The 22,414-nt window shown below is 48.5% G+C and carries 26 protein-coding genes; 12 read left to right on the top strand and 14 right to left on the bottom strand.

Annotation, left to right across the window (positions count from 1 at the left end; translation table 11 throughout):
* The 3 genes from AC6R1O_RS02225 to AC6R1O_RS02235 form a co-directional block, all read right to left on the bottom strand.
* Nucleotides 1-1,098, bottom strand: a 1,098-nt coding sequence (locus tag AC6R1O_RS02225; protein WP_500656440.1) for an FtsX-like permease family protein, incomplete at its 3' end; no start/stop codon positions are given.
* Nucleotides 1,079-1,750: an ABC transporter ATP-binding protein gene (locus AC6R1O_RS02230; protein ID WP_500633318.1), complete on the bottom strand. Its 672-nt coding sequence runs from the start codon at nt 1,748-1,750 to the stop codon at nt 1,079-1,081. The genes AC6R1O_RS02225 and AC6R1O_RS02230, both read right to left, overlap by 20 nt.
* Before the next feature lie 123 nt (nt 1,751-1,873).
* The gene (locus AC6R1O_RS02235) at nt 1,874-3,247 is read right to left on the bottom strand and encodes an MATE family efflux transporter (RefSeq protein ID WP_500633317.1); all 1,374 of its coding nucleotides are present in this window, start codon (nt 3,245-3,247) and stop codon (nt 1,874-1,876) included.
* 118 nt (nt 3,248-3,365) lie between these two features.
* On the opposite strand from AC6R1O_RS02235, the gene AC6R1O_RS02240 reads away from it, so the two are divergent.
* Nucleotides 3,366-4,793 (top strand): DUF2867 domain-containing protein, encoded by a 1,428-nt coding sequence (locus tag AC6R1O_RS02240; protein WP_500633316.1) that lies wholly within the window; start codon nt 3,366-3,368, stop codon nt 4,791-4,793.
* Between the two features lie 61 nt (nt 4,794-4,854).
* On the opposite strand, the gene AC6R1O_RS02245 is transcribed toward AC6R1O_RS02240, so the two are convergent.
* The 6 genes from AC6R1O_RS02245 to AC6R1O_RS02270 all read right to left on the bottom strand — a co-directional run bounded on the left by AC6R1O_RS02245 (nt 4,855) and on the right by AC6R1O_RS02270 (nt 11,196).
* Complete coding sequence (locus tag AC6R1O_RS02245; protein ID WP_500633315.1) at nt 4,855-5,508, bottom strand: DUF2913 family protein; 654 nt, start codon at nt 5,506-5,508, stop codon at nt 4,855-4,857.
* Nucleotides 5,508-6,713: a Bcr/CflA family multidrug efflux MFS transporter gene (locus tag AC6R1O_RS02250; RefSeq protein ID WP_500633314.1), complete on the bottom strand. Its 1,206-nt coding sequence runs from the start codon at nt 6,711-6,713 to the stop codon at nt 5,508-5,510. Before AC6R1O_RS02250 ends, AC6R1O_RS02245 begins: the two co-directional genes overlap by 1 nt.
* A gap of 141 nt (nt 6,714-6,854) precedes the next feature.
* On the bottom strand, nt 6,855-7,556 hold the full coding sequence (rsuA, locus tag AC6R1O_RS02255; protein WP_500633313.1) for a 16S rRNA pseudouridine(516) synthase RsuA: 702 nt from the start codon (nt 7,554-7,556) through the stop codon (nt 6,855-6,857).
* Between the two features lie 60 nt (nt 7,557-7,616).
* Nucleotides 7,617-8,522 carry a LysR family transcriptional regulator gene (locus AC6R1O_RS02260; protein ID WP_500628449.1) on the bottom strand — a complete coding sequence of 302 codons (906 nt, stop codon included), beginning with the start codon at nt 8,520-8,522 and terminating at the stop codon, nt 7,617-7,619.
* A gap of 94 nt (nt 8,523-8,616) precedes the next feature.
* Complete coding sequence (locus AC6R1O_RS02265) at nt 8,617-10,668, bottom strand: alkyl/aryl-sulfatase (RefSeq protein ID WP_500633312.1); 2,052 nt, start codon at nt 10,666-10,668, stop codon at nt 8,617-8,619.
* A gap of 30 nt (nt 10,669-10,698) precedes the next feature.
* Nucleotides 10,699-11,196 (bottom strand): hypothetical protein, encoded by a 498-nt coding sequence (locus tag AC6R1O_RS02270; RefSeq protein WP_500628447.1) that lies wholly within the window; start codon nt 11,194-11,196, stop codon nt 10,699-10,701.
* A 168-nt stretch (nt 11,197-11,364) separates the two neighbouring features.
* Between AC6R1O_RS02270 and radD the strand changes: the two genes are divergently transcribed.
* The 6 genes from radD to AC6R1O_RS02300 all read left to right on the top strand — a co-directional run bounded on the left by radD (nt 11,365) and on the right by AC6R1O_RS02300 (nt 16,777).
* Nucleotides 11,365-13,104 carry a DNA repair helicase RadD gene (radD, locus tag AC6R1O_RS02275; RefSeq protein WP_500633311.1) on the top strand — a complete coding sequence of 580 codons (1,740 nt, stop codon included), beginning with the start codon at nt 11,365-11,367 and terminating at the stop codon, nt 13,102-13,104.
* Nucleotides 13,105-13,167: 63 nt separating this feature from the next.
* Nucleotides 13,168-13,578 carry a PepSY domain-containing protein gene (locus tag AC6R1O_RS02280; RefSeq protein WP_500633310.1) on the top strand — a complete coding sequence of 137 codons (411 nt, stop codon included), beginning with the start codon at nt 13,168-13,170 and terminating at the stop codon, nt 13,576-13,578.
* A gap of 15 nt (nt 13,579-13,593) precedes the next feature.
* The gene (locus AC6R1O_RS02285) at nt 13,594-14,250 is read left to right on the top strand and encodes a response regulator transcription factor (RefSeq protein ID WP_500627637.1); all 657 of its coding nucleotides are present in this window, start codon (nt 13,594-13,596) and stop codon (nt 14,248-14,250) included.
* A complete protein-coding gene (locus AC6R1O_RS02290; protein WP_500633309.1) occupies nt 14,243-15,649 on the top strand; it encodes an ATP-binding protein in 1,407 nt (468 codons plus the stop codon). Before AC6R1O_RS02285 ends, AC6R1O_RS02290 begins: the two co-directional genes overlap by 8 nt.
* 187 nt (nt 15,650-15,836) lie before the next feature.
* Nucleotides 15,837-16,115 carry a 50S ribosomal protein L25 gene (gene rplY / locus AC6R1O_RS02295; RefSeq protein ID WP_334552334.1) on the top strand — a complete coding sequence of 93 codons (279 nt, stop codon included), beginning with the start codon at nt 15,837-15,839 and terminating at the stop codon, nt 16,113-16,115.
* Between the two features lie 215 nt (nt 16,116-16,330).
* Nucleotides 16,331-16,777: a hypothetical protein gene (locus tag AC6R1O_RS02300; protein WP_500628650.1), complete on the top strand. Its 447-nt coding sequence runs from the start codon at nt 16,331-16,333 to the stop codon at nt 16,775-16,777.
* A 27-nt stretch (nt 16,778-16,804) separates the two neighbouring features.
* Here AC6R1O_RS02300 and AC6R1O_RS02305 read toward each other — a convergent pair whose 3' ends face one another.
* A complete protein-coding gene (locus AC6R1O_RS02305) occupies nt 16,805-17,239 on the bottom strand; it encodes a GNAT family N-acetyltransferase (protein ID WP_500633308.1) in 435 nt (144 codons plus the stop codon).
* Between the two features lie 162 nt (nt 17,240-17,401).
* Between AC6R1O_RS02305 and AC6R1O_RS02310 the strand changes: the two genes are divergently transcribed.
* On the top strand, nt 17,402-17,647 hold the full coding sequence (locus AC6R1O_RS02310; RefSeq protein ID WP_500628652.1) for a type II toxin-antitoxin system CcdA family antitoxin: 246 nt from the start codon (nt 17,402-17,404) through the stop codon (nt 17,645-17,647).
* Nucleotides 17,647-17,964 carry a CcdB family protein gene (locus tag AC6R1O_RS02315; protein WP_500633307.1) on the top strand — a complete coding sequence of 106 codons (318 nt, stop codon included), beginning with the start codon at nt 17,647-17,649 and terminating at the stop codon, nt 17,962-17,964. Before AC6R1O_RS02310 ends, AC6R1O_RS02315 begins: the two co-directional genes overlap by 1 nt.
* A gap of 162 nt (nt 17,965-18,126) precedes the next feature.
* Here the strand turns inward: AC6R1O_RS02315 and AC6R1O_RS02320 are convergent, their stop codons facing one another.
* The 4 genes from AC6R1O_RS02320 to AC6R1O_RS02335 all read right to left on the bottom strand — a co-directional run bounded on the left by AC6R1O_RS02320 (nt 18,127) and on the right by AC6R1O_RS02335 (nt 20,102).
* Nucleotides 18,127-18,351 carry a hypothetical protein gene (locus AC6R1O_RS02320; protein ID WP_500633306.1) on the bottom strand — a complete coding sequence of 75 codons (225 nt, stop codon included), beginning with the start codon at nt 18,349-18,351 and terminating at the stop codon, nt 18,127-18,129.
* A 162-nt stretch (nt 18,352-18,513) separates the two neighbouring features.
* The gene (locus AC6R1O_RS02325) at nt 18,514-18,735 is read right to left on the bottom strand and encodes a VF530 family protein (protein WP_334552347.1); all 222 of its coding nucleotides are present in this window, start codon (nt 18,733-18,735) and stop codon (nt 18,514-18,516) included.
* Between the two features lie 69 nt (nt 18,736-18,804).
* Nucleotides 18,805-19,470, bottom strand: coding sequence for an SDR family NAD(P)-dependent oxidoreductase (locus AC6R1O_RS02330; RefSeq protein WP_487903780.1), 666 nt, complete (start codon nt 19,468-19,470; stop codon nt 18,805-18,807).
* Nucleotides 19,471-19,508: 38 nt separating this feature from the next.
* Complete coding sequence (locus tag AC6R1O_RS02335; protein ID WP_500633305.1) at nt 19,509-20,102, bottom strand: TetR/AcrR family transcriptional regulator; 594 nt, start codon at nt 20,100-20,102, stop codon at nt 19,509-19,511.
* A 110-nt stretch (nt 20,103-20,212) separates the two neighbouring features.
* Between AC6R1O_RS02335 and AC6R1O_RS02340 the strand changes: the two genes are divergently transcribed.
* From AC6R1O_RS02340 to AC6R1O_RS02350, 3 genes are all read left to right on the top strand, one after another.
* Nucleotides 20,213-20,755, top strand: coding sequence for a carboxymuconolactone decarboxylase family protein (locus AC6R1O_RS02340; protein ID WP_500627629.1), 543 nt, complete (start codon nt 20,213-20,215; stop codon nt 20,753-20,755).
* 173 nt (nt 20,756-20,928) lie between these two features.
* The gene (locus tag AC6R1O_RS02345) at nt 20,929-21,324 is read left to right on the top strand and encodes a hypothetical protein (protein ID WP_500633304.1); all 396 of its coding nucleotides are present in this window, start codon (nt 20,929-20,931) and stop codon (nt 21,322-21,324) included.
* Nucleotides 21,325-21,436: 112 nt separating this feature from the next.
* On the top strand, nt 21,437-22,339 hold the full coding sequence (locus AC6R1O_RS02350; RefSeq protein WP_500656441.1) for a homocysteine S-methyltransferase family protein: 903 nt from the start codon (nt 21,437-21,439) through the stop codon (nt 22,337-22,339).
* Nucleotides 22,340-22,414: the final 75 nt, after the last annotated feature.

The following is a 22,414-nucleotide window of genomic DNA, read 5'->3' on the forward strand; positions in this document are numbered from 1 at the left end:
AGAGCGCAGCAATCTCACCAAAGGCCAACCACAGGCGATAATGGCACCGAGTAAGGTCAGAGAGAGGCTGTAAAGACTGGAAGACCAACTCCAACCAATCACCAAGCCAACATTCGCATCGTAGAGGTCACCAAGGCTTGCCGATACCGCTGGCATCAACTGCTTCGCGAGCACCATGCCAAAGGCGTTACCACACAGCCAGCTCACCAAGACTAGCGCCACTAATTCAATGCACAGCGACGCTGCCAATTGAACGCCACTGACACCGGTTTGACGAAGTACACCCACTAATGGCTGGCGTTGAATTAAAGAGAGCGACATCGCTTGATAGAAAATAAACAGCCCCACTACGAACGCCATCATACCCATTGCACTGAGATTGACGTGGAACGCCTCCGTGAGCGCTTCGAGTTCAACCCGAGAGTTGCGCGTCAAGTTCATGCCGTTGGGCAAGAGCTCTTTCAACCGCTCGACTTTCTCGAGCGGCATCTCACCACACGCAATGACCGACAGACCAGAACTGCGTTCAATCATTCGTACCAACGACATGTCCGCGACGATACGAGTCCCGTGGATCAAATTTTGCTTATCAACGATGATCGGCCCTAATTTACTGCCATCGCCAAGTTCGACAAAGTCGTTATTATGCCAACGCATGTGTTCAGCCAACTCAGCACTGACCATAATTGGGTATGGCGGCTTCATCAGTTCAAGAATTGAAGCGCTTTTTAAGCGCGTCGCCGGGGTATCTTTGAGCATGAACATAGGATCCATACCCACAACGACGAGATCGCGGTAATCTTTGGTTCTAACGCGAACGAAATCAAACGGCGCACATTGATGAAAGCCTTCTCGGCGCAGTTGAATGTAAAAACCTTGAGGAATTTTGTTGGTCGCGTGTTTGGGGCGGATGCGATAAGGCAAAGGATTAGAAAAGAGTTTTTCGCCATGCGCGTAGCTTTGTCTCGCATGCTCATTGATCGCGGTTACGCCAACCAATAACGAGACGCCCAGTGTCAGGCCAAGCCAAACAAGCAGAATTTGAAAAGGATAACGTCGGTAATGCCCCAGTAATGCCTTAATGACGGGCCATAACATGGAGTAGCCCTCCTTGCAGACGTACCTTTCCTTGCATGTGTTCAGCAACGCGTTCACTGTGCGTCACCAACAGCAGAGTGCAATCTAGTTGGCGGCTCAATGAGGTCAAAAGTCGCATCACGGCTTCGGCATTGCGCTCATCCAAGCTTCCTGTTGGCTCATCAGCAAGCAGCAATTTGGGCTCCATATAGAGCGCACGAGCAATCGCGGCTCGCTGCTGCTGACCGCCCGATACCTCTTCAGGGTAACGACCAAGCAGCGGCATGAGATCCAACGCCGATAAAATTTGTCGCCACAATCCGGCGTCTTCTGGTAAGCCTTTCAATTGCCGGCAGAAGCGGATGTTATCGGCAATATTAAGAGTGGGTAGTAAGTTATACTGCTGAAAGATAAGACCAATGTTATTGCGACGGTAGAGGGTGCGCTCGCTTTCAGTTGCGCTGTCCATCGACATATTAGGGAAGCGAATGATGCCAGAATCAACGACATCCAGCCCAGCAATCAGATTGAGCAGGGTACTCTTGCCAGCCCCACTCTCGCCCATTAATGCAATTTGCTGCCCCTGGTTTAATAACAACTCAGCACCTTGTAAGACAGGGTGAAACTCACCGCCGTCGACATAGCCTTTACATAGGTCTGTAAGTTGTAGCATTAACCGTCTCACCTTTGATAGAAATGGGACTGTGAATCTACACTAAATTGTGATGAGTAGAAAGTGTTTTGGAGGGGAGATCACAACATATGCATCAAACCCCACCACTTCGCTGCACGATGTCTAATTTTCGATCAAATTTCGAATCCACTTTTTACTTTTGGTACGGTATATGGATCCAAACCACTTGATCGCTTCTTCGGTTAGAAACAGCAGATAAATCCACTGAGGTTCCATCCCAAGGCCGATAGCAGCAAACGCGGCCAAAGGAATCCCAATCAGCCACTGCGCGACAAGATCTTGATAGAGGCAGAACTTCACATCGCCCCCCGCACGCAATACACCTACGATCAGCATCATGGGGACAGAGCGAAGCACAATCCCTACACTCAAAATCACAATGAACTGATCGGCCAACGCGCGGGTCTCATCGGTGAGAGCACTGAAGGCACCAAGCACCGCCCCTTGAACCATATAGAGTAAGATAGCCACGATCACGCTGACCGCTACATTCAATATCGTGACGCCAATCGCTTGGTAATAGACTTCTTTATACGCTTTAGCACCTATTTGATTGCCGACCAACACGGCCGCTGCATTGGACATACCAATCAACAAACCGAGAGAGATCGACTCAACCGGCGTCATCACCGAGAGCGCCGCCAAACCCTGCACGCCAGATTGTCCCATAATCGCGTGATAGACAAACAGTCCTCCAGCCCAAGCAAGAAAATTAAAGGTCGTCGGCAGAGAGAGTTTTAAGAAGCGCACGACTTTGTCTAGCTTTAGGATAGCCTTGATGTCATCGACACCAAAAGCCAGTAAGTGTTGACGTAGATAGAGATAACCATACAAGGTGCCCACTTCAATCGCACCACTGAGCACGGTAGCAATCGCCGCCCCTTTGATGCCCATGGCTGGCATGCCAAATTGACCAAAGATAAGCACCCAGTTAAGAAAGATGTTCGCAACAATGCCGATGCCACTAAAGAAAGTACTAATGCCGGGGCGATGCATGGCGCGCAAACCCACAGACATACTGGCTACGCAGGCCACAGCAAACATACTCACCGAGGTTAACACCAAGTAGTCGCTGCCCAGTTGATTGACCTCTTCAGAATCCGTTGTCAGCGCCATAATCTCACTCGGAAAGAGGAGGAAAAACGCTGCGGTCAACGCCGCAAATACCATCGAAACAAGCCAAGTTAACGCCGTACTCTGCCTTACCCCTTGCTGATCACCGGCGCCCCAATACTGCGCCGTAAGCAGTGCGCCTCCGGTGGTCACCCCAACCAGCATAATGGTGGTCACGAATGTCGCACGCGCGGCCACACCCACCGCGGCGATCTCCGCTTCACCTAACTGACCCAGCATGATCACATCCACCAAGCCTCGGCTAGAGAACATAATGCTTTGCAAGGTGATGGGCAGCGCAATAGCAATAAGGCGACGAATAAAATCGCCACGAGTGTGCGACAAAACCTGAGAAATGAACAAGAGCACGTCCTTTTTGGTAAGGTGATCAAAGCGTTGAGCGGTGGGTTTGGGCAGAGCTGCCACTTGTCGCTATTATAGGTGTGAATCACTTTGTTGCTCAAGACCATAAGGAATGTCGATGAAAAAAGTGTTGGTGCTGGGCGGATCTGGCTATGTCGGGTCACAACTGCTTCCTCAGCTGTGCGAACAAGGTTACAGCGTCACTTCTGCTTCGCGAGATGTTTCGGCATTGAAGGCGCGTATCCCACCGCATCCCAACCTCACCTTGACTTACTTAGACCTGGCAGATCGCGCAGAGACCATCAAACTAGTGCGCGCCTTTGATATCGTCCTGTTTTTGGTACACGGTATGGCCCACGGTTCAGACTTTGTCGATTATGAAATCAGCTTGGCAGAACATTTTCGCGACGCACTTCGAGTGAGCCAAGTGAAACATGTGATTTATTTAAGTGCGCTCCAACCGCAAACAGGCAACTCACAACACCTTAAAGCGCGTTTGATGACCGGAGAGATCATCCGTCAAGCGGGTGTCCCTATCACCGAGTTACGTGCTGGCGTCATCATTGGTCCTGGCTCGGCGGCGTTTGAGATCATGCGCGACTTTGTTTACAACCTGCCTATTCTCATCGCGCCTAAATGGGTCGATTCAAAAGCGAATCCCATCGCATTGGCGAACCTTAATCACTACCTACTCTGCCTGATCAAAGAGCGAGTGACTCAGCATCAATGCTTTGAAGTGGGCGGCCCAGATGTGTTGACCTATCGAGAACAGTTTCAGGTTATCGGTCAAGCGGCGGGCAAACGGGTTCGACTTGTCAGCACTGCGCTGCTCACGCCTAAGATGGCCTCGCGTTGGCTCGCCTTGGTGACCTCTGTTCCTGCGTCGGTCGGCTCAGCGCTTCTGGCGGGGCTGTCTCATGACTTTGTCGCGGATTCAGCCGAGATACGCACTCGCTACCCACAGACCTTAATTGACTTTCAAACCATGATTGAGCGCGCGATAGAGCAAGAGGGAGAATTCGTGCGCAGTAACGTGTGGGGGTATGACCCTGCGGCGCTCAATCGCTGGCAACCGGGCTATGGCTATTACCCGAAACAGGCAGGCGCAACGATAAAAACGCCACTCACTTCCGACGCGCTATGGCAAATCATTCAAACCATCGGCCAACCCGATCAGGGTTACTTTTTCGCCAATGGCTTGTGGCGAACGCGCGAATGGCTTGACGTCTTGTTTGGCGCTGGAGCGCCGATTCGGCGTCAACCTCTCGGACCAGAGCTTAAAGTGGGTGATTTTATTGACTCGTGGAAAGTGATCCGTTGTAAACCAAAGCGTTTTCTCTCATTGCTGTTTGGTATGAAAGGGCCTGGTTTAGGTCGTTTGGAATTTTCTATTGAGGATGATGGTACCCAGCGCACACTCAGCGTTACCGCTTGGTGGCACCCGCAAGGTTTTTGGGGATTAATGTATTGGTTTGCCATGATGCTGCCTCACCTGTTTATCTTCAAAGGCATGGTGAGAGCTATTGTGAGAAAGGCGGCGACATAGAGCGCGAAAAACAACGCCTTGCGTGTCAGCAAGGCGTTGTTTTTATGATTAAGAGCTCAGGCTAAGCCGTCAAGCTAAGGGGAATTTCGGGCAACTGCGTTCCACGATTGGCAGGAAAAATCAGATATTCACCGTGGTACTTCACATTCGACTTGTAGTCGGTCACCTTGTGCACCAAAAAGCCTGCGGCTGTGGCTTTCTCAACGAACTCGGCGTGATTACCGCGAACAAACCAACTCATCGGCTTAACTAAAGCCTCGCCTTCAAAGCAAGCGTCACATTGATCCGCGCACAGTGCCAAGGAGTTTTGCCCTTCCGTAAAGAGTTGCACCTTACCCACACCCACTAAGGGTTCTGAGGTAGAGACTTCCCAATCCGCGTTCTCCATCAGATCCAGGAACTGCTCAATATCACTGTCTTTCAGCGTTCGTTCCTCACCACTAAAGAAGGTACCGTACAGCTTAGCGATGCGTTTAAACGTGAACAACAGCCCTGCTTCGTTGCCTTTTGAGCGCCCCATTTTTTGCCAACGTGTTAGGTCATTACCAACCACGCGATGAAAACGCTGCTCTTTAAGCGCTCGGGTCACCCAACGCACTAAATAGTGATTGTTGGCGACCGGAGCGTCGGTCAGCTTTCCTAAACGATGCTGCGCATCGAGCTCTTCTAGCGCAAGTGTGACTAACTTGCGCATCTCAATTGTGTATTCAGACATTACGCCTTTCTTCCAAAAAATCCATACAACGCGGCAGAGAGTATCGAACATGCCGTCATGGTCGCTATCATCGGCCAAGTCGCATCACTTGGCAACATCGCAACCACCACGCCAATCACGGAACCTGTACCAAAACGCAGCGTGCCCGCCAATGATGACGCCGTACCCGCCATCGACGGATAGCCGCTCAACAGCAGCCCCATACTGTTACTGCCGATAGTCGATAACGTACCGATAAACAGCACCACAAAAGGTACAGTGCCCCAAAGACCAAGATCCAGCATCCAGGTTATAAACATCCCAATGCCGGCGAGCAATTGCACCGCAAGGCCAAACCTCAGCATCGTGTGCGAGCCGACTTTACGTACCAAGCGGCCATTGATGCTGGTCATAATGATCATCGCAACGATGTTCAAACCAAACAGATAACCAAAGTGATCTGGGCGTACGCCATAAATATCAATGTAGACAAACGAGCCTGCGGTCAAAAAGGCAAACATACCGGCGAATGAAAACGCACCGGAAAAAATCAACCCCATCGCCACAGGGTTGGCGCACAATCGGGCATAGTTTTGCATCGTGGTGCGAAAACGCAGCGGCTGACGCTTCTCCACTGGCAAGGTTTCTGGAATTTTCCAAAGCACCAAAGCGATCACGATGGCTGCAAAAATTGCCAGGATCCAAAAAATTGCTCGCCAGCCAAACCAAATGGCGACGTGACCACCGATCATCGGTGCCACCAAAGGCGCTATGGTAATCACTAAGGTCACAAATGACATGGTGCGCGCGAAATCCTCACGATCAAACATGTCACGGACAACAGCTTGAATAATGACGGCCGCCGCAGCGCCCGCAAAGCCTTGCGCGGTGCGCACCCAAGTGAGCGCTTCAATACTTGTGGTGGTTGCACTCACCAATGAGGCCAAACCAAAAAACAGCACGCCAAGGATCAGCACCGGGCGACGACCATAGCTGTCCGCCAATGGACCATGAATCAACTGACCAATAGCAAAGCCCGCGGTATAAGCCGTAAGGGTGATTTGCACCGCGCCACTTTCGACACCGAGATCGGCAGCGATGGAGGGCATCGCGGGCAAATACATATCAATCGCCAGTGGCGTTAAGGCACCAATGGCGCCCAAAACCAAAAACAACAAAAAGCTCAACTGAAGCGTGTCGGTTTTGGTCATAGCAGTATCAGACATAAGTCTCCTATCCGATAGCGAAAAAACGAGCCGCAGAAAGGCGGCTCGTCAAAAGAAATGAAGTTAACCGGACTATATTCAACCGATTGAGCCCAAATTACTAGTTCCTATTAGGAAATAAAGCTCTTCCAAATTGGGGTATTAATTCCAAATAGAATCAATTTCTGCTTGAGTCAAGTAACGGTATTCACCCGGTTCAAGCGAATCATCCAGCGCTATAGCACCGATGCGTTCACGGTGAAGATGCTCAACCTTATTGCCCAGTGCAGCAAACATGCGTTTCACTTGGTGGTACTTGCCTTCAGTAATCGTCAGCAGCACTTCGTGCTCATCCGCGTTGACTATCTCTAGTTTCGCGGGCAGCGTCGGCTCTTTCTCATTGCGCAGTTCGATACCGTGGGCGAGTTTTTCTGCATAGTCGTCACCGATAGGATCGGCGAGCCACACTCGGTACGTTTTCTCACACTTATGTTTCGGTGAAGTGATGCGATGCGACCACTGGCCATCATCGGTAATCAACACTAAACCTGTGGTATCGACGTCTAATCGCCCAGCAAAATGCAGGTTTTCAATCTTCACTTCATCTAGCAGCACAAACACTGTGTGATTAAAACCGTCTTCATGAGAGCAGACAAATCCCTCAGGTTTGTAAAGCATGATGTATTTTGGTCCTGGTTTGCCGATTTCACGACCCTGCCACTCGACGACGCACGTGTCGGAAACTTTAACTGCACCGCTTTTTTGCACCACATCGTTGACCGTCACTTCGCCACTTTTGATGATTTTCGTGGCTTCTTTTCGCGTCGCACCTAAGGCATCGCAGAGAAATTTGTCTAAACGCATTTTTACCTCACTCTGTGTTCGCCGCGCAGTATACAGAGTTCACTGCGCGCTGCGAACCCTTTACGCTTGCGCCAGCAACTCAATCACCAATGAGCGGAGCCACTGATTCGCTGGGTTATTATCCAGCTTCTTCGGCCAATTGACCCATAGCGCGACCTTGTTGATCTCATAAGGTACAGCCATGATTTTTACAGGAAGAGCCTCTTGAATGCGGATTGCTGCATTTTTCGTACAGATGCCAATTGCATCTGTATGTGCAATGGTGTGCAACATCGAGTACAAAGAATTATGTTCGCTATGGATTTTACGCTGTGGGATCGGCTGTTTAGCCAAAGTGTCGGCGGCACGTGAATTGAAGCGCAATAAATTTAGAAAAGCATGGGATTCCGAAAAATACTCATCATAACTAATCGTATCACCGATACGGGGGTGATTCTCGTTAACCACGCACACCATCGGCTCCTGATGAGCCAATATTGACGCAACACCACCAAGATGAGGGGCCACAAAGTCGACTACCAAGTCAACCTCTCCCGATGCCAATGCATCGTATGTTTCATCCTGATCCGGAGGTAATGCCACGCAGATAACCTGAGCTCGTCCCTTGTTTTTTTCCGCTAAACGCATAATAAGATCAGACATATACACATCGGGCACAAAAACTCGGAAGGTACGATCCGTCTCACTTGCCGAAAAATTCTCATAACCCAGTATTGTCCGCTCTATCGCATAAAACGGCGTCGAGACTTGTTTGAATAAATCATGCGCAACATACGTCGCTTCAACACCGACGTGTTTGCGTTGGAACAAGGTTTCTCCAAGTTGGGTATTGAGTCGCTTAATCGCGTGACTTACGGCAGAGGGGGTCAAATCCAACTCTTCTGCGGTTGTCGTATAAGAGCGACTTTTATAAACACTCAAAAATACTCTGAGCAGATTGAGGTCAAAATGGGTTGCCTTAGGCATTACCTTACCTTCTGAAGTCAGAACAATGAGTTCAATAAAGCAAAAAATGCCCCTGCATAGCAAGGGCAAAATATATCAGTTGTGACAAGCGATCTTAACGGTTGATCGGTGACACACCTGTTTTCGATTTACCAAAGCTGTATGGGCTGTGGTCTTGTGGTAATGCCATCTTGAACCAGAACTCAAAATCATCTAGGTAAGAGGTCAATGCACCCATCTTGCTGATATCACCCGTCACTGTGGCTTTACCTGACTTCAACAGGTCTTGAAGTGTGGTTTGCTGAAGTAGCATTAAAGTGATATCGCTACGGTTCACTGTTAGTATGAAATCAGCATTTGGCGCATCGAAACCTTCAATATTACTCATACGACCGTTGCGCGCTTCAATCGCATATTTAGTATTTTCGTCAGGAATCACCAGGTTCGCGTTCATATTGAAGCCATCCATTGCCGCTTTAGGGCCGTTGAAACGTACAGCCATAAAGTTCAAGAAATCACGCGTAGGCATCGCTTGGATCAAATCCGGTGTTGCCGCTTTAGTTGATTGGACTGGTACAATACCTTGTCGCAACTCAGCCGCGCCAGCTAAGAAGACATTTCGTTCGCCAGATGATTCAGATTGGTAACCTAACTGCTCAAAACAGTCCGCTTGAAGGTAACGACCTTGCATGTTTTCTGGGTTCGCAAACACAACATTGTTGACCACCGTTGCACACCAACGATATTCACCGTTATCAAACGCTTTCTTACCTTCTGCAAGAATCGCTTCTTCGCCCATCATCTCTGTGTACTTCTTCGCTTGATCAACAGAGTTAAGGTGTAATAGTGTCGCTGGGTTCATGTCGAAATAACCAATGTACTTGTTCGCTACGGCTTTCGCGTTACGGTGGTAAGAGCCGTGATAGCCACGAGTGTACCATTGATCAGCCAGTGGTTTAGGTACGAAGAATTCATCTTGAATGTCTGTGATGCTGACACCATGGTTAATCAAACGTAGCGTTTCATCATGCAAGTAACCATACATGTCGCGCTGACCACGCAGATAATCTTGGATATTTTCGTTGCCCCAACGTGGCCAACCGTGTGATGCAAACAACAGTTCGGCTTCACCACCAAATAGGTAGAGCGCTTCGTTGATAGAATCAGCCCATTGCAGGGTATCACGCACGAACGCACCGCGCAGTGTATAAACGTTGTGTAAACCTGAAACCGTAGTCTCGGCCCCCCAATACGCTTTGTAAGCAGGAATGTAAGTGTTCATTTCTGATGGCGCTTCCGTGTCTGGCGCGTTTTGAAACACCATTTCTAGGCCATCAACGGTAATAGTTTCGATATCTTCTTCCACTTGATGTGTTGGAAGGATCAGAGACAAGCCACCATTTGCAACACCTTTACCAATCGCTGCATCGACTTGGCCAAGCTCACTCTTCTCTAGTGTGTTGCCGTATTGATAAACAACGCGACGCGCCATCACGTTACCTGCAAGTACGTTTTCAGAGATCGCAAAGTCTGAGAACGCACGAGGCGCAAGAATTTGCACTTCACCGTTATCCACTTGTTCTTGAGAAACAATACCTTTCACGCCACCAAAGTGGTCACCATGAGAGTGTGAGTAAACAACCGCTTTAATCGGTAGCTCACCGCCTTTCGCGTGCGCTTTGAAAAGCTCGTAAGCCGCAGCTGACGTTTCAGGAATCGTTAGAGGATCGAACACAACCCAACCGTTGTCAGAGCGAACAAAGCTCACTTGCGCCAAGTCGTAACCACGAACTTGGTACACTTTACCAGGAAGAATCTCAAACAGACCGTGCTCCATGTTCAATTCAGCTTGGCGCTGCATGGATGGGTGGATAGAGTCGTAGTCTTTACCTTGCAACAGGTAATCATAACTCCCAAGTTCCCACACTACGTTGCCTTTTGCGTCTTTGATCTCTAAGTCATCAACACGTGCGATAAAACCTTTACGAGCCAACTCCCAATCTTCTTGGTCAGCAAAAGGTAACGCTTCACGCAGTTCCTTTTGGAACACAGCGGTATGCGCGCTCGCAGGCTTTTGATCGGGAGTAAATGTAGGGAGTGATGCTGATGCTGACACTGCGCCAGACATGGTCGCTGTGATCACCATCGCTAGAGTAGAAAGTTTCATACGAACCTCTATTTATATGAGTAAATTGGATTAGGCGAATGCTTTTGTCATAAGAGCGGTAAACTCTTGTGATGTATCTAAGTTAAAGAACAGGCCAAGTTTGTCGGCGCTAGCAAAGTCTATTTGTCCGCGGACTAGTGCGGTCATCACGTCAATATCGGTCACTATGATGCCTTGATATTCCGACTTCGGTACTTCATGCGCCAGCACGTTGATCTGATCGCCATCGGCCACAAAACGATAGAAATGTTGGCCAGAGGCTTCAAAAAGAGTGATATCGAACACTTCGCCTTGATAGTGCGATTGCAGTTTTTGCATCAGAATGAACTGAACGGTCGACCAGTTGCTGTTTGCATAAGTTTGCACGTCTCCACGCTGCTGAGCTTGTTGAAATGCAACGGCCACCTCAAATGTGCCTTGAGGAATCGCAAACACAGCACCATCTACCGCGCCATCAGCCAAACACGCGTAAGCCTGTTGACCTGCCAGCATTCCAGCCATGATTCCTGCGATAAGCTTAAGCTTCATGATGCGTCACCCTTTTGATTCGTTGAAAGCATCATATCAAGCAGATCGATGAATAAGAACCAAGCTAACCCAGAGTGAAAGGTGAATTAAATTCACATCAAACCACCCTCTCCGCTTCGCAACACAAGATGTGTATAATCGTTCAAAATTTCCAAGCTGTTCGACGCCATGTACACCCTCAGACCCTACCAAGCAGACTCCGTCAAAGCGGTAATCCATTACTTTCGCGCCAATCAAACCCCTGCGGTGCTTGTGTTGCCAACGGGTGCAGGGAAAAGCTTAGTCATCGCAGAATTAGCGCGTTTGGCAAAAGGGCGCGTCTTGGTGCTGGCACACGTCAAAGAGTTGGTTGAACAAAACCACGCCAAGTACGAAGGTTACGGGTTAAAGGGTGCGATTTTCTCTGCCGGACTTGGCCGCAAGGAGACCGATCAGCAAGTGGTGTTTGCCTCAGTGCAATCGGTTGTGCGCAATTTGGACGCGTTCAGTCACCAATTTTCGCTACTGGTGATCGATGAATGCCACCGCGTACCAGATGACAAAAACACCAGTTATCAAAAAGTTATTCACCACTTGAGCGAGCTTAACCCGGGCATTAAAGTGCTTGGGCTCACCGCCACACCCTATCGCCTGGGTATGGGTTGGATTTACCAGTACCACACACGCGGCTTAGTGCGCAGCGATGAACCGAGGTTCTTCCGCGATTGCATCTTTGAACTGCCTATCCAATATTTACTTGATGAAGGATTTCTAACACCTGCCACGCTGCTCGATGCCCCGGTACTGAGCTATGATTTCTCGCAACTCAAACCCGCTAGTACCGGGCGCTATAAAGAGTCAGAACTTGATATGGTGATTGACAATGCCAAGCGCGCTACGCCACAAATCGTCGAGCAAATCATCCAGCACGCTGAGCACAGGCAAGGCGTAATGATATTCGCCGCCACGGTGAGACATGCGCAGGAGATCTTTTTGCTTCTCCCTAGCGATCACACCGCGCTGGTCATCGGCGATACGCCTACTCCGGAGCGTGACAGTATCATCGAACGCTTTAAGCAGCGCCAAATCAAATATCTGGTCAATGTCTCGGTGCTGACGACGGGCTTTGATGCGCCGCATGTGGATCTGATTGCCATTCTTCGCCCAACGGAATCGGTCAGTTTGTATCAACAGATTGTCGGTCGTGGGCTACGTTTATCACCGGGAAAAAGCGATTGCTTGGTACTTGATTACGCAGGCAACAGTTACGATCTCTATCAACCCGAAGTGGGCGACCCTAAACCAGACTCGGACAGCGAAATCATCACCATCCCCTGTCCGGCTTGTGGCTTTAACAACAACTTTTGGGGCAAGCTCGATAGCAATGGCTTTTTAATTGAACATTTTGGCCGTAAGTGCCAAGGGTATTTTACCGATGAAGAGACGGGCGCGCGTGAGCACTGCAACTACCGCTTTCGCGCAAAATACTGCGGTGATTGCGGCGCCGATAATGATATTGCCGCGCGTATTTGCCATGAGTGTGACGCCACCTTAGTCGACCCAGATAAGAAGCTTAAAGAGGCGTTAAACCTTAAAGATGCTTTAGTGTTTGAGTGCTTGGCGATGGACTTTTCGCTACACAAAGATGGTCAAGGTAAAAACCAGCTCCGGGTCAGCTACGTGGGTGACAACGATGCCAAGGTGCATGAATTTTGGTCTCTCACCACGCCTAAACAGAAAAAGACCTTCAAAGATCGCTTCGTTCGTCCGCATTTGGCGGACAAGCATCGCCCCTTTGATACCCTATCACCGAGTAAAGTGGTCGATAACCAACACCGCTTTCGCCCGCCGCAGTTTGTGATTGCGCGTAAGGTTGGGCGCTTTTGGAAAATGCGCGATAAAATCTTTGACGATGAGCTGAGCGGATAATTCACTCAAGGTTCATCTTGTTGCGTGTATGCTCATGTTGATTCTGAACAGAGGAATATACTGATGAATACACTGAGAACACCCCGTATGAGTCAATTTTTACCGGCTTCCTTTCTTCTTGCTAGTGCCGTCTTCTTTTCGCTGCCCAGTGCGGCGCAAGACGGCCACGCCCTAGTTCAAGATGAGTACCACCCGGGAACCCGCGTCGATCTCGATGGCGATCAAGACGAAGTGTATAGAGCGGTGCAAAATGGCGACATTCGACCCTTTTCCGAGATGTACGCAGCGGTCGAGCGCGACTTACATGGTAGAATCATCCAAGTTGAATTGGATCAAGATGATGGCATTTGGATTTATGAGCTCAAACTCAACCAAAATAACAACATCATTAAAGTTGAGTACAATGCAGCCAGTTTAGAAATGCTGGAAATTAAAGGCCGACACTTTCGCGACGCGCTTAAACCCACTGAATAAGGAGCCTCGGTTACAATGAAAATATTGGTGATTGAAGACGACCTTCGCCTTGGGCAACAAATTCAAGCGTCTTTTGACGATGCAGATTGGGTCAGTGAGTGGTCTGCCGATGGTGAGGATGGTCTCTATCGTGCCACCAGCGAAGAGTGGGACGCGATTGTATTGGACTTGGGCCTACCCAAACTGGATGGGCTTTCGGTGTTGAGTGGCATTCGCGCCAACAACATCAATACCCCAGTGGTGATACTCAGTGCCCGTGACGCGCTCAGCGAGCGAGTAGAAGGACTGAATGCTGGCGCCGATGATTACCTCACCAAACCGTTTGAGATGGTCGAGTTGATCGCCCGCGTGCGCGCCCAGCTTCGCCGAGCCTCTGGTAATGCTTCACCCGTCATGCAGGTGGGTAACCTGAGCCTCGATACCCGCAGCTCTACCGTACTCTGGCAGCAAACCCCCGTCACACTAACGGCGCTAGAATACAAAGTCGTCGCCTACTTTATGCACAACCCAGACAAAGTCATCTCTCGCACCGAACTGGTCGAGCACATCTACAAACAAGATTTTGATCGTGATTCCAACACCATTGAGGTCTTTATTGGCCGTATCCGCAAAAAAATCGCGCCTGACGTCATCAAAACCGTGCGTGGGTTAGGATACCAGCTCAATGCCTAAGCTCCGAGTCGCCAACCTTAAAAAGCTCAGCCTAAAAAGTCGCCTGGTCTTTGCCGCTATCATCTGGCTCACGGCGATGATCATCGCCGCCGGCGTGACTGTACCGACCCAAGTTCTGCACTATATGGTTGAGGACAGCCGCGATCAGCTCTCTATTTATATGGATGAAATGGCGGGTGCGCTTAACGTCAATGACCGAGGTGAACTCTCGCTCTCTTCGAGCTTATCCGATCCTCGCTTTACTCGCCCTTATAGTGGTTTCTACTGGCAAGCGAGCACTGATAGCGACACGCTGCGTTCGCGCTCTCTGTGGGATCAGACACTGACCTTCAAAGGCGCAAAAAAACACAAAGGCAAAAGCGCTGTATTTGGGGCAAAAGGCGAGAAACTCATCACCATGGATTCGGCCCTCTATTTCCCCGATTACAACGGCCCTATTCAAGTGACGATTGGCATGGATGAACAGCCCATCGAAGCGACCGTCACCGAGTTGATGGGTCAGCTGTGGCTGATTCTCGGCTTACTCTATCTTGGGCTTCTGACTGTCATTATGCTGCAAGTAGAGTGGTCATTAAGCCCACTGGGCAAGATGAAGAAAGAGTTGGCCGAGCTGCGCCGTGGCGAAAAAAATCGCCTTGATGAAGCCTACCCCAAAGATGTAGCTCCGGTGATCAGTGACCTCAACGCGCTGCTGTTTCACTATCAAGAGCTTCTCGAACGCGCCCGTCATCACGCTGGGAACCTCTCGCATGCCTTAAAAACGCCGCTGTCTGTGCTCAAGAATGAAATCCGTCAATTGGGGGAGGTAGAACAAGCGAAGCTGACCCCAGCCATCGATCAAATTCAGCACCAAATTGATTATCACCTCGGACGCGCGCGCATGGCCGGCGCCAAAAACATTCTCGCGGTAAAATCCAATCCCGCCGAGCGCGTCGATGCCATCACACTCGCGTTTGACAAAATATACGCCAGCCGGGGCTTAACCGTCATCAATGAACTGGATTCCGATATTGAGCTTGCCGTGGAACAAACCGACCTCGACGAGATGCTGGGTAATCTTTTGGAGAACGCCTATAAATGGGCCAGCAGCATGATCAGAATCTACAGTGTGGATGTCATCACTGATGAGGCAAAACGCGAAGCCGACGACGGACATCAACTCTCCATCGTGATTGAAGATGATGGCCCCGGAATTGCCAAAGAGCACATTCAGCAAGTGCTAAAACGCGGCGTGCGCTTGGACGAGCACACCCCTGGCTCGGGGCTAGGTTTGAACATTGTACAAGAGATGGCACACAGCTATCGCGGCGCACTGAGCTTAGAAGCGGGTGCTCAAGGTGGATTGAAAGCCATCCTCACCATGCAACGTGCGAGTGCAACCAAGAAGCACAAGCGCTAAGCCGTTGAAACAAAATAGGCGAAATTGTCGCGCGCACGGCGAATATCTATTGCGAGAAAACGGTATGGATGGTAGTATCCGCGCTCGTTTTAAGAGTTACGACCAATTTCTCTAAAGCGCACACCACATCTGCAAGGTCGCATTGCGAGATGTGAAGTTAATTTTTTCATATTTGAGAGTAATTACTATGAAATTTGAAGCAGTAGTACGTACTGAACTAGGTAAAGGTGCGAGCCGCCGCCTACGTCACGCTGGTAAATTCCCTGCTATCGTTTACGGTGGCGAAGCTGCACCAGTATCGATCGTTCTTAACCACGATGACATCGTTAACCAAATGGACAAGCCTGAGTTTTACGAAGGTATCGTTCTAGTGATCGACGGCGCTGAAGTGAAAGTTAAGCCACAAGACGTTCAACGTCACGCTTTCAAGCCAAAAGTTGAGCACATGGACTTCATCCGCATCTAATTCCTCCTACCAAGGAATAGCCGGATTGTAATCCAGCCTTTTGCATAAAGAATATCGGCCTTACCAACCGAGACTTCTAAAAATTCGAAACCCCGATGCTACCAACATCGGGGTTTCACCGTTTTTGGAACAAATAAAATCGTTGCTGTATCCCCTATCGCACTCTGATCGCTAATCCAGTATTATCAACGCGTCTACCCAAACACTTGTACACCATGCTGAACAAAGAACAACTGCGCACCGAGCTCCTAGAGATCCTTTTCACTCAACGCCAAAATGCATTAGATGCGGCGGATATCGCCCATGATCTTGCTACGCATGAACAAAGTGTTGCAGAAACACAGTACGATACCGTTGGACTAGAGGCCGCGTACTTAGCACATGGCCAATCGCAGCGTGTGGCTGAATTTGATATAACCATTAATCGCCTTAAGTCCCTGCCGCTTGTTGATTTTGACGAAGAAGATGAGATCAAACTCGGCGCGATAGTGACGCTCTCAGATGACATGACGTGTTGGTTTTTACCTGCATGTGGTGGCTACAAACTCGATAACGACCGCGTTGTTGTCATCACTCCTCAGTCGCCACTAGGAAAAATGCTTGATGGAGCGGAGATTGAAGAAGTCCTGCAAGATGGTAGAGAAATAAGAGGTATCCAGTAAGAGTTTCATCAGATTTCCTTTGAGCAACTACCTCTTTACTATTTGATGCCGCATTTCAACTAACTGATGTTCACCCACAATCTCCACTTCTTTGATGAACTCAAAGCCAAACCTTTCATAGTAATTTCGAAGATAACTATGAGCGTGGATCACAATAGACTCAACACCATTACTCTGCGCATAACCCATCAAAGCCTGGACAACTTTTGAGGCAACTCCAGCCCCTCGATATGCTTTTGTGACCGCTACCCTAGCCAAAGTACACGTACTGCCCTGTTTCACTGTTAGGCGAGCAGTGGCGATGGGTTTATCTTGTTCCACAACTAACGCGTGGATTGACTCTTCATCTAGTCCATCAAGGTCTAATTCTTTAGGGATCTGTTGCTCAAGTGTGAACACCTGATAGCGGATAGTTTGAGCTCTCTTTATCAACTCGGCATCATTCCCAATAGTGACTTCCATTGCTATGTATCTCCAACAACAAACACATGGCCTAACCAAATGTGAAACTGACAACCGCATAGTAAAAATGCCACGCGGGATGAATCCCTCTTGAACAATTTGTCGTATGCCTAGCTTTTACCTATACTAACTGCGCATCATTAATACGCATGGAAACACTTCATGAAAAATATATATAGCACACATGCACCTAAAAAGGCGACAAACCTTAGTTTAAACAGTGAGTTACTTGCCGAAGCTAAGCGCCTAAACATCAACCTATCAGCAACAATGGAGAAGGCTTTGGAAAAAGAAGTAAAGCAACAATTGAAAGCCGAATGGTTAGAACAAAACGCCGAAGCAATTGAAGCGTGTAACGACTTAACTGCAAAACACGGACTATTTTCTGATTCATACCGAGTATTCTAATGTCACAATTTACACTTTATAAAAACAACGATAAGAGCGCCGCAAGCACTTACCCGTATTTTGTTGATGTTCAAAGCGAGTTGCTCGATTCACTAAATAGTCGCTTGGTCATTCCCTTAACTCCTATCGAACGGCTAGAGAACAAAGCCCCTAGCCATCTGTGCCCTACGATCCATATTGATGAAGGTGACTTTGTGATTCTTACTCAACAAATGGCTAGTGTACCAACTCAAATCCTCACGACCCCAGTCAACGATCTAAGCACATTTAGAAACGAAATTATCGCTGCTATCGACTTTCTGATTACTGGTATATAACGCTAATTTGACCGTTAGATGCGAAATTATCTCACCCCTCAACAACCACATCACTCTGGTCGAATTAAAAGCCACTACAATGCAGCACATTTTAAGAGATGAAACATCAATGACTGCTTCTTGAAGCCAATGGTCAAATTCCATAAGTAGACTACGTCTTGCTCAACTTACAGAAAAGATCACTCGTTCACCCGATGCATGATCATCCAGATCCAAAATCACACCTGAAAAAGTTTTGTCTTCTAACGCGGCTAAGATCACGTCTTTCTGTGTGGTCATGATGCGGCTTAAGAACGGTTTTATAGCAATCGTTGCTAACGCCAATGGAACACTCACCGTACTTTCTTTCACTTCGTTCGTGTAGGTCTCGATTCTGAACATTTTCATCGCTTACTCCATAATCAACCAGTGCCATATCAAGATACTGCAAATTTTGGAAAGTCGACTTGATGTATCTCAAGTACTGCATCGGCCACTCAAACCGTATCTTGCGTCAATCTCTCTCAAGCATAACGTTGGAGTAGCCTATAGCTTTACGAGCTTATTTGTTCATTGGCAGAAGGTTTCAATATAGAGCGCTTCAACCTTGTCTCTTGCCCATTGAGTTCGGCGTAAGAACTTCAGCGACGATTTGATGGAAGGATTGTTATAGAAACAGTTAATTGGAATCTCTGCATCCAACCCCTCCCAGCCATAGTGCTCTTGTAAACGTACAAGTATTTTCTCAAGGGTTAAACCATGTAACGGGTTATTGGGTTGCTCTTGGCTCATTGTCAGCGATTCCTAGTCAGGTAAAGGACGAAGAGTTTAGCAGATTAATGTGAACCGGTGTTCCTAACTCTAGATCCGATTAACCGTGATATCTGATACATATCCATTGCCTACCTGTTGCAAGGCACTATGTATCATCTCTGCTACCTCGTCCGGATGCATGAACGAATGAGTATCTAGCGATTTCCCACTTGTCGGCCAAAACTCAGTATCCATTCCGCCAGGATAGACAGCGACCACCTTCATCGGCTTGCTTTTTAACTCCAGCCTGACCGATTCAATCAAACCTTTCACTGCCCACTTTGCCGCACAATAGGTGGATTCACCGGCTTTCGGTTGAAGAGCTGCAGTAGACATCACCATTACAATTGTCACCGGTTTATCTTGATACCGACGCACGGCCTCTCGTAGCACATTGATCGCCGAGTGCAGATTGTTATCAATCAGTGTGCGGATTTTATTGGGCTCTTGATCATCAATCGCTCCAAAGTAACCAGAACCAGCACAATGAATAATGGTATGAGGCGGCGTCTTTATATTTGAAAACAGCGACTCTGTCTCAAAATGATCAGTGAGGTCGCAAGCATAACAGGCTGATGTGGTCGGTATGCCATCCAATACGCTTTCGAGTTTTTGCTTGCTCCGGCCAGTAATGAGAACGCGCTCTCCCTGCAACGCATAGCGCTTTGCCAATGACGCACCTAAACCGCTGCTCGCTCCTGTTATCACTATCATAAAAACTCCTGTTTAATCTTAGAAAAACGTGTAATCAGCTATTTGTGTGGCCATTCACGCCGAAAACCGTTCATCATGGTTGCGATCAATTCCTTTAACGTTTCGTCGTCACTGCGACGTGAGTATGCTCTAAGACCTGTGAACTGGATCTGGAACCATTGTGCAAGGTGCAGTGGGTCTTGCTCTTCTACCTCACCGTTGGCAATCGCTTGTTCGAACAATGTGACAAGAAAAGCTTCAAATTGATTCGCTAAGCCCTGCGTTTGCGAGCGAAGCGTATCAAATCCTTCGTCAAACTCACTGGCCGATTTAACTAACATACAAATGGCACTGGGATTTGTATGGCGCTGCGTGATCACTACATCTAAAACAAACGCTTCTAACGCGGACAAAACCGCTGAATGTTGCGCTAAGTGATCCTCAAACTGGGCCTGAAGATTCGCGACGTACATCTTTAATGCTTCACAATACAAGCCTTCTTTAGAACCGAATGTCGCATAGATGCTACCAGGGCGAAGGTTCACATTCTCTTGTAAATCTCGGGTAGACGTCGCGTGAAAGCCTTTCTTCCAGAATAGATCGGATGCGACCTTCACAACTTCCTCACGTTGAAATTTTTTTGTATTCGCCATGATTAACCACCATTTTTGAACATGTGCTCAATTTTATATTGAGCGACCGCTCAAAATCAACTATGCTGACTCTGTCGAACTTAATCAACATCACTACCAGGAGATGAAACATGGCAGAATTTAAACTATACACCGCAGAAAACGCGCCAAAAGAGTCCAAGCCTCTAATCGAAAACTCAGTGAAAGCATTTGGGATGCTACCCAACCTTCATGCTGTGATGGCTGAATCTCCAGCACTGCTGGAGGGGTATCAGGTATTACATGGTCTGTTTCAAAGCACCTCATTCAACGCAGAAGAATTGACGGTCGTTTGGCAAACCATCAACGTCGAACATGGCTGTCACTACTGTGTACCAGCTCATAGCGCGATTGCAGCGTCAATGAAAGTGGACCAAGAGATTGTCGATGCGTTGGTTAACCAAACCCCACTGGCGAACCAAAAACTAGAGACGCTTCGCGAAACAACACTGCAGATGGTGCGTCAGCGTGGCGTGATTGACGATACGCAGATCGAACAATTCTTTGCGGCTGGTTATAGTCAGCAGCAGCTGTTGGAAATCGTACTTGGACTTGCACAAAAAGTAATGAGTAACTACACCAATCACCTCGCTGATACACCGATCGACGCGCCTTTTAAAAAGTTCGTCAAATAACCCGCATTCCATTAGTAGCGCTGGTTCTGAATCACAAAACCAGCGCACATTTCTGCTGATGTAAAAAATGCGGCAATTCACCTCGCCATTCTTTTCCGTTTTTCTTCCTACATTAACCTTTAAAATAGCGGCTGAAGCATCGCAACCCAAAGCACCCAGCTTGGAGGCTAATTATGGATCCTCACGCCCAGCACTTACTTCAACACCTTTGCCAAGAGTACGACTCGCTCTCAGAACTTCATCAAACGACTCCATTTCCCGAGTTTTCCGCCACCATAAGTCATGAACACGGACATTGCTTGGTTCACTGCCCGCTCGGCAGCCAGAGACTCTCCATTGTTTCGGTAAATTTTGCCCCCTATGTTCGTGGTCAAGGTGTGTTAAAGCGGTTTATTCGCTACATTCAAAGCCACCCTTACCAATATCGAGGTGTTGAGGTGGCCACCATACAAAACCAGAGCCTAGCAAAACGGCTATTAAATCTTGGGTGGCAGTACAAATCACTATTCAACAAAATGTTTAGACGCCAGGCGCCAACGTTGATCTGTGACTTCGACCAAATGACTTGAGCGCATCTTCTGTACATAGCTCATGATGAAATTGAATAAGGCTGGGTTTTACTCTAAAGAAAAAGTGATCTACATTGGGACTTAGGAAATTTAGAAGTATAGATGGCTAAAAATGACAACATTGACGATTCTTGATGGAGGAATGGGAAGAGAGCTCAAGCGCATTGGCGCACCTTTTTCTCAACCACTTTGGAGTGCTCAAGCCCTAATTGAGGCGCCTCATTACGTGAAACAAGCCCACGAAAGCTTCATCGATGCAGGCGCTGAAATCATCACAGTAAATAGCTACGCGTGCGTACCGTTTCACCTGGGTGAAACCTTGTTTTCAGAACGAGGGCCCGAGCTGGCCAAGTTGGCAGCAAAGCTCGCTCGACAAGCCGCTGACGAAAGCAAACGTGACGTTCTTGTCGCAGGTGCTATTCCGCCTTTCTTTGGCTCATATCGGCCTGAATTGTTCGACGCCGAGAGAGCCGGCGATTTGACTCACGCGTTGTATCACGCTCAAGCGCCTTATGTTGATCTCTGGCTGGTCGAGACGATTTCAAGTTTGGAAGAAGCGCGCGTGATAGCAAAGGCAATGAGTATCAGCGACAAGCCCGTCCACTTTGCTTTTACGCTTATCGATGAAGTCACTGAGGAAGCAAAACTTCGTTCTGGTGAGTCGGTAAAAGAGGCGGTGACTCTAATGCTAAGCCGCCAAGCAGATGGTCTGTTTTTTAACTGTTCGATTCCCGAAGTGATCGAACAAGCACTTATCGACACGACTTCGGTCATCAACGCCCATAATACTACGATGACGCTAGGGGTTTATGCCAATAGCTTTTCGCCTATTCTATCGGGGCACCAAGCCAACGGTACACTCCAACAAATGCGACACTTTTCACCGCAAGAGTACTTACAGCTCGCCAAAGTATGGGCGAAACGTGGCGCGAGCGTCATTGGTGGCTGTTGTGGGATTGGACCTGAGCACATTGACCACCTCTCAGAGTGGCAGCATACTCTGAGGTATCGCTAGGTGGGTTCCAACGCCCACCTGTCGACAAACAATGTGATAGCGATGTGAGATAGCCTAGCTTTAGCCTCTGCACTG

The organism is Vibrio sp. R11-SG3-ISO3-SZ, from assembly GCF_059834345.1.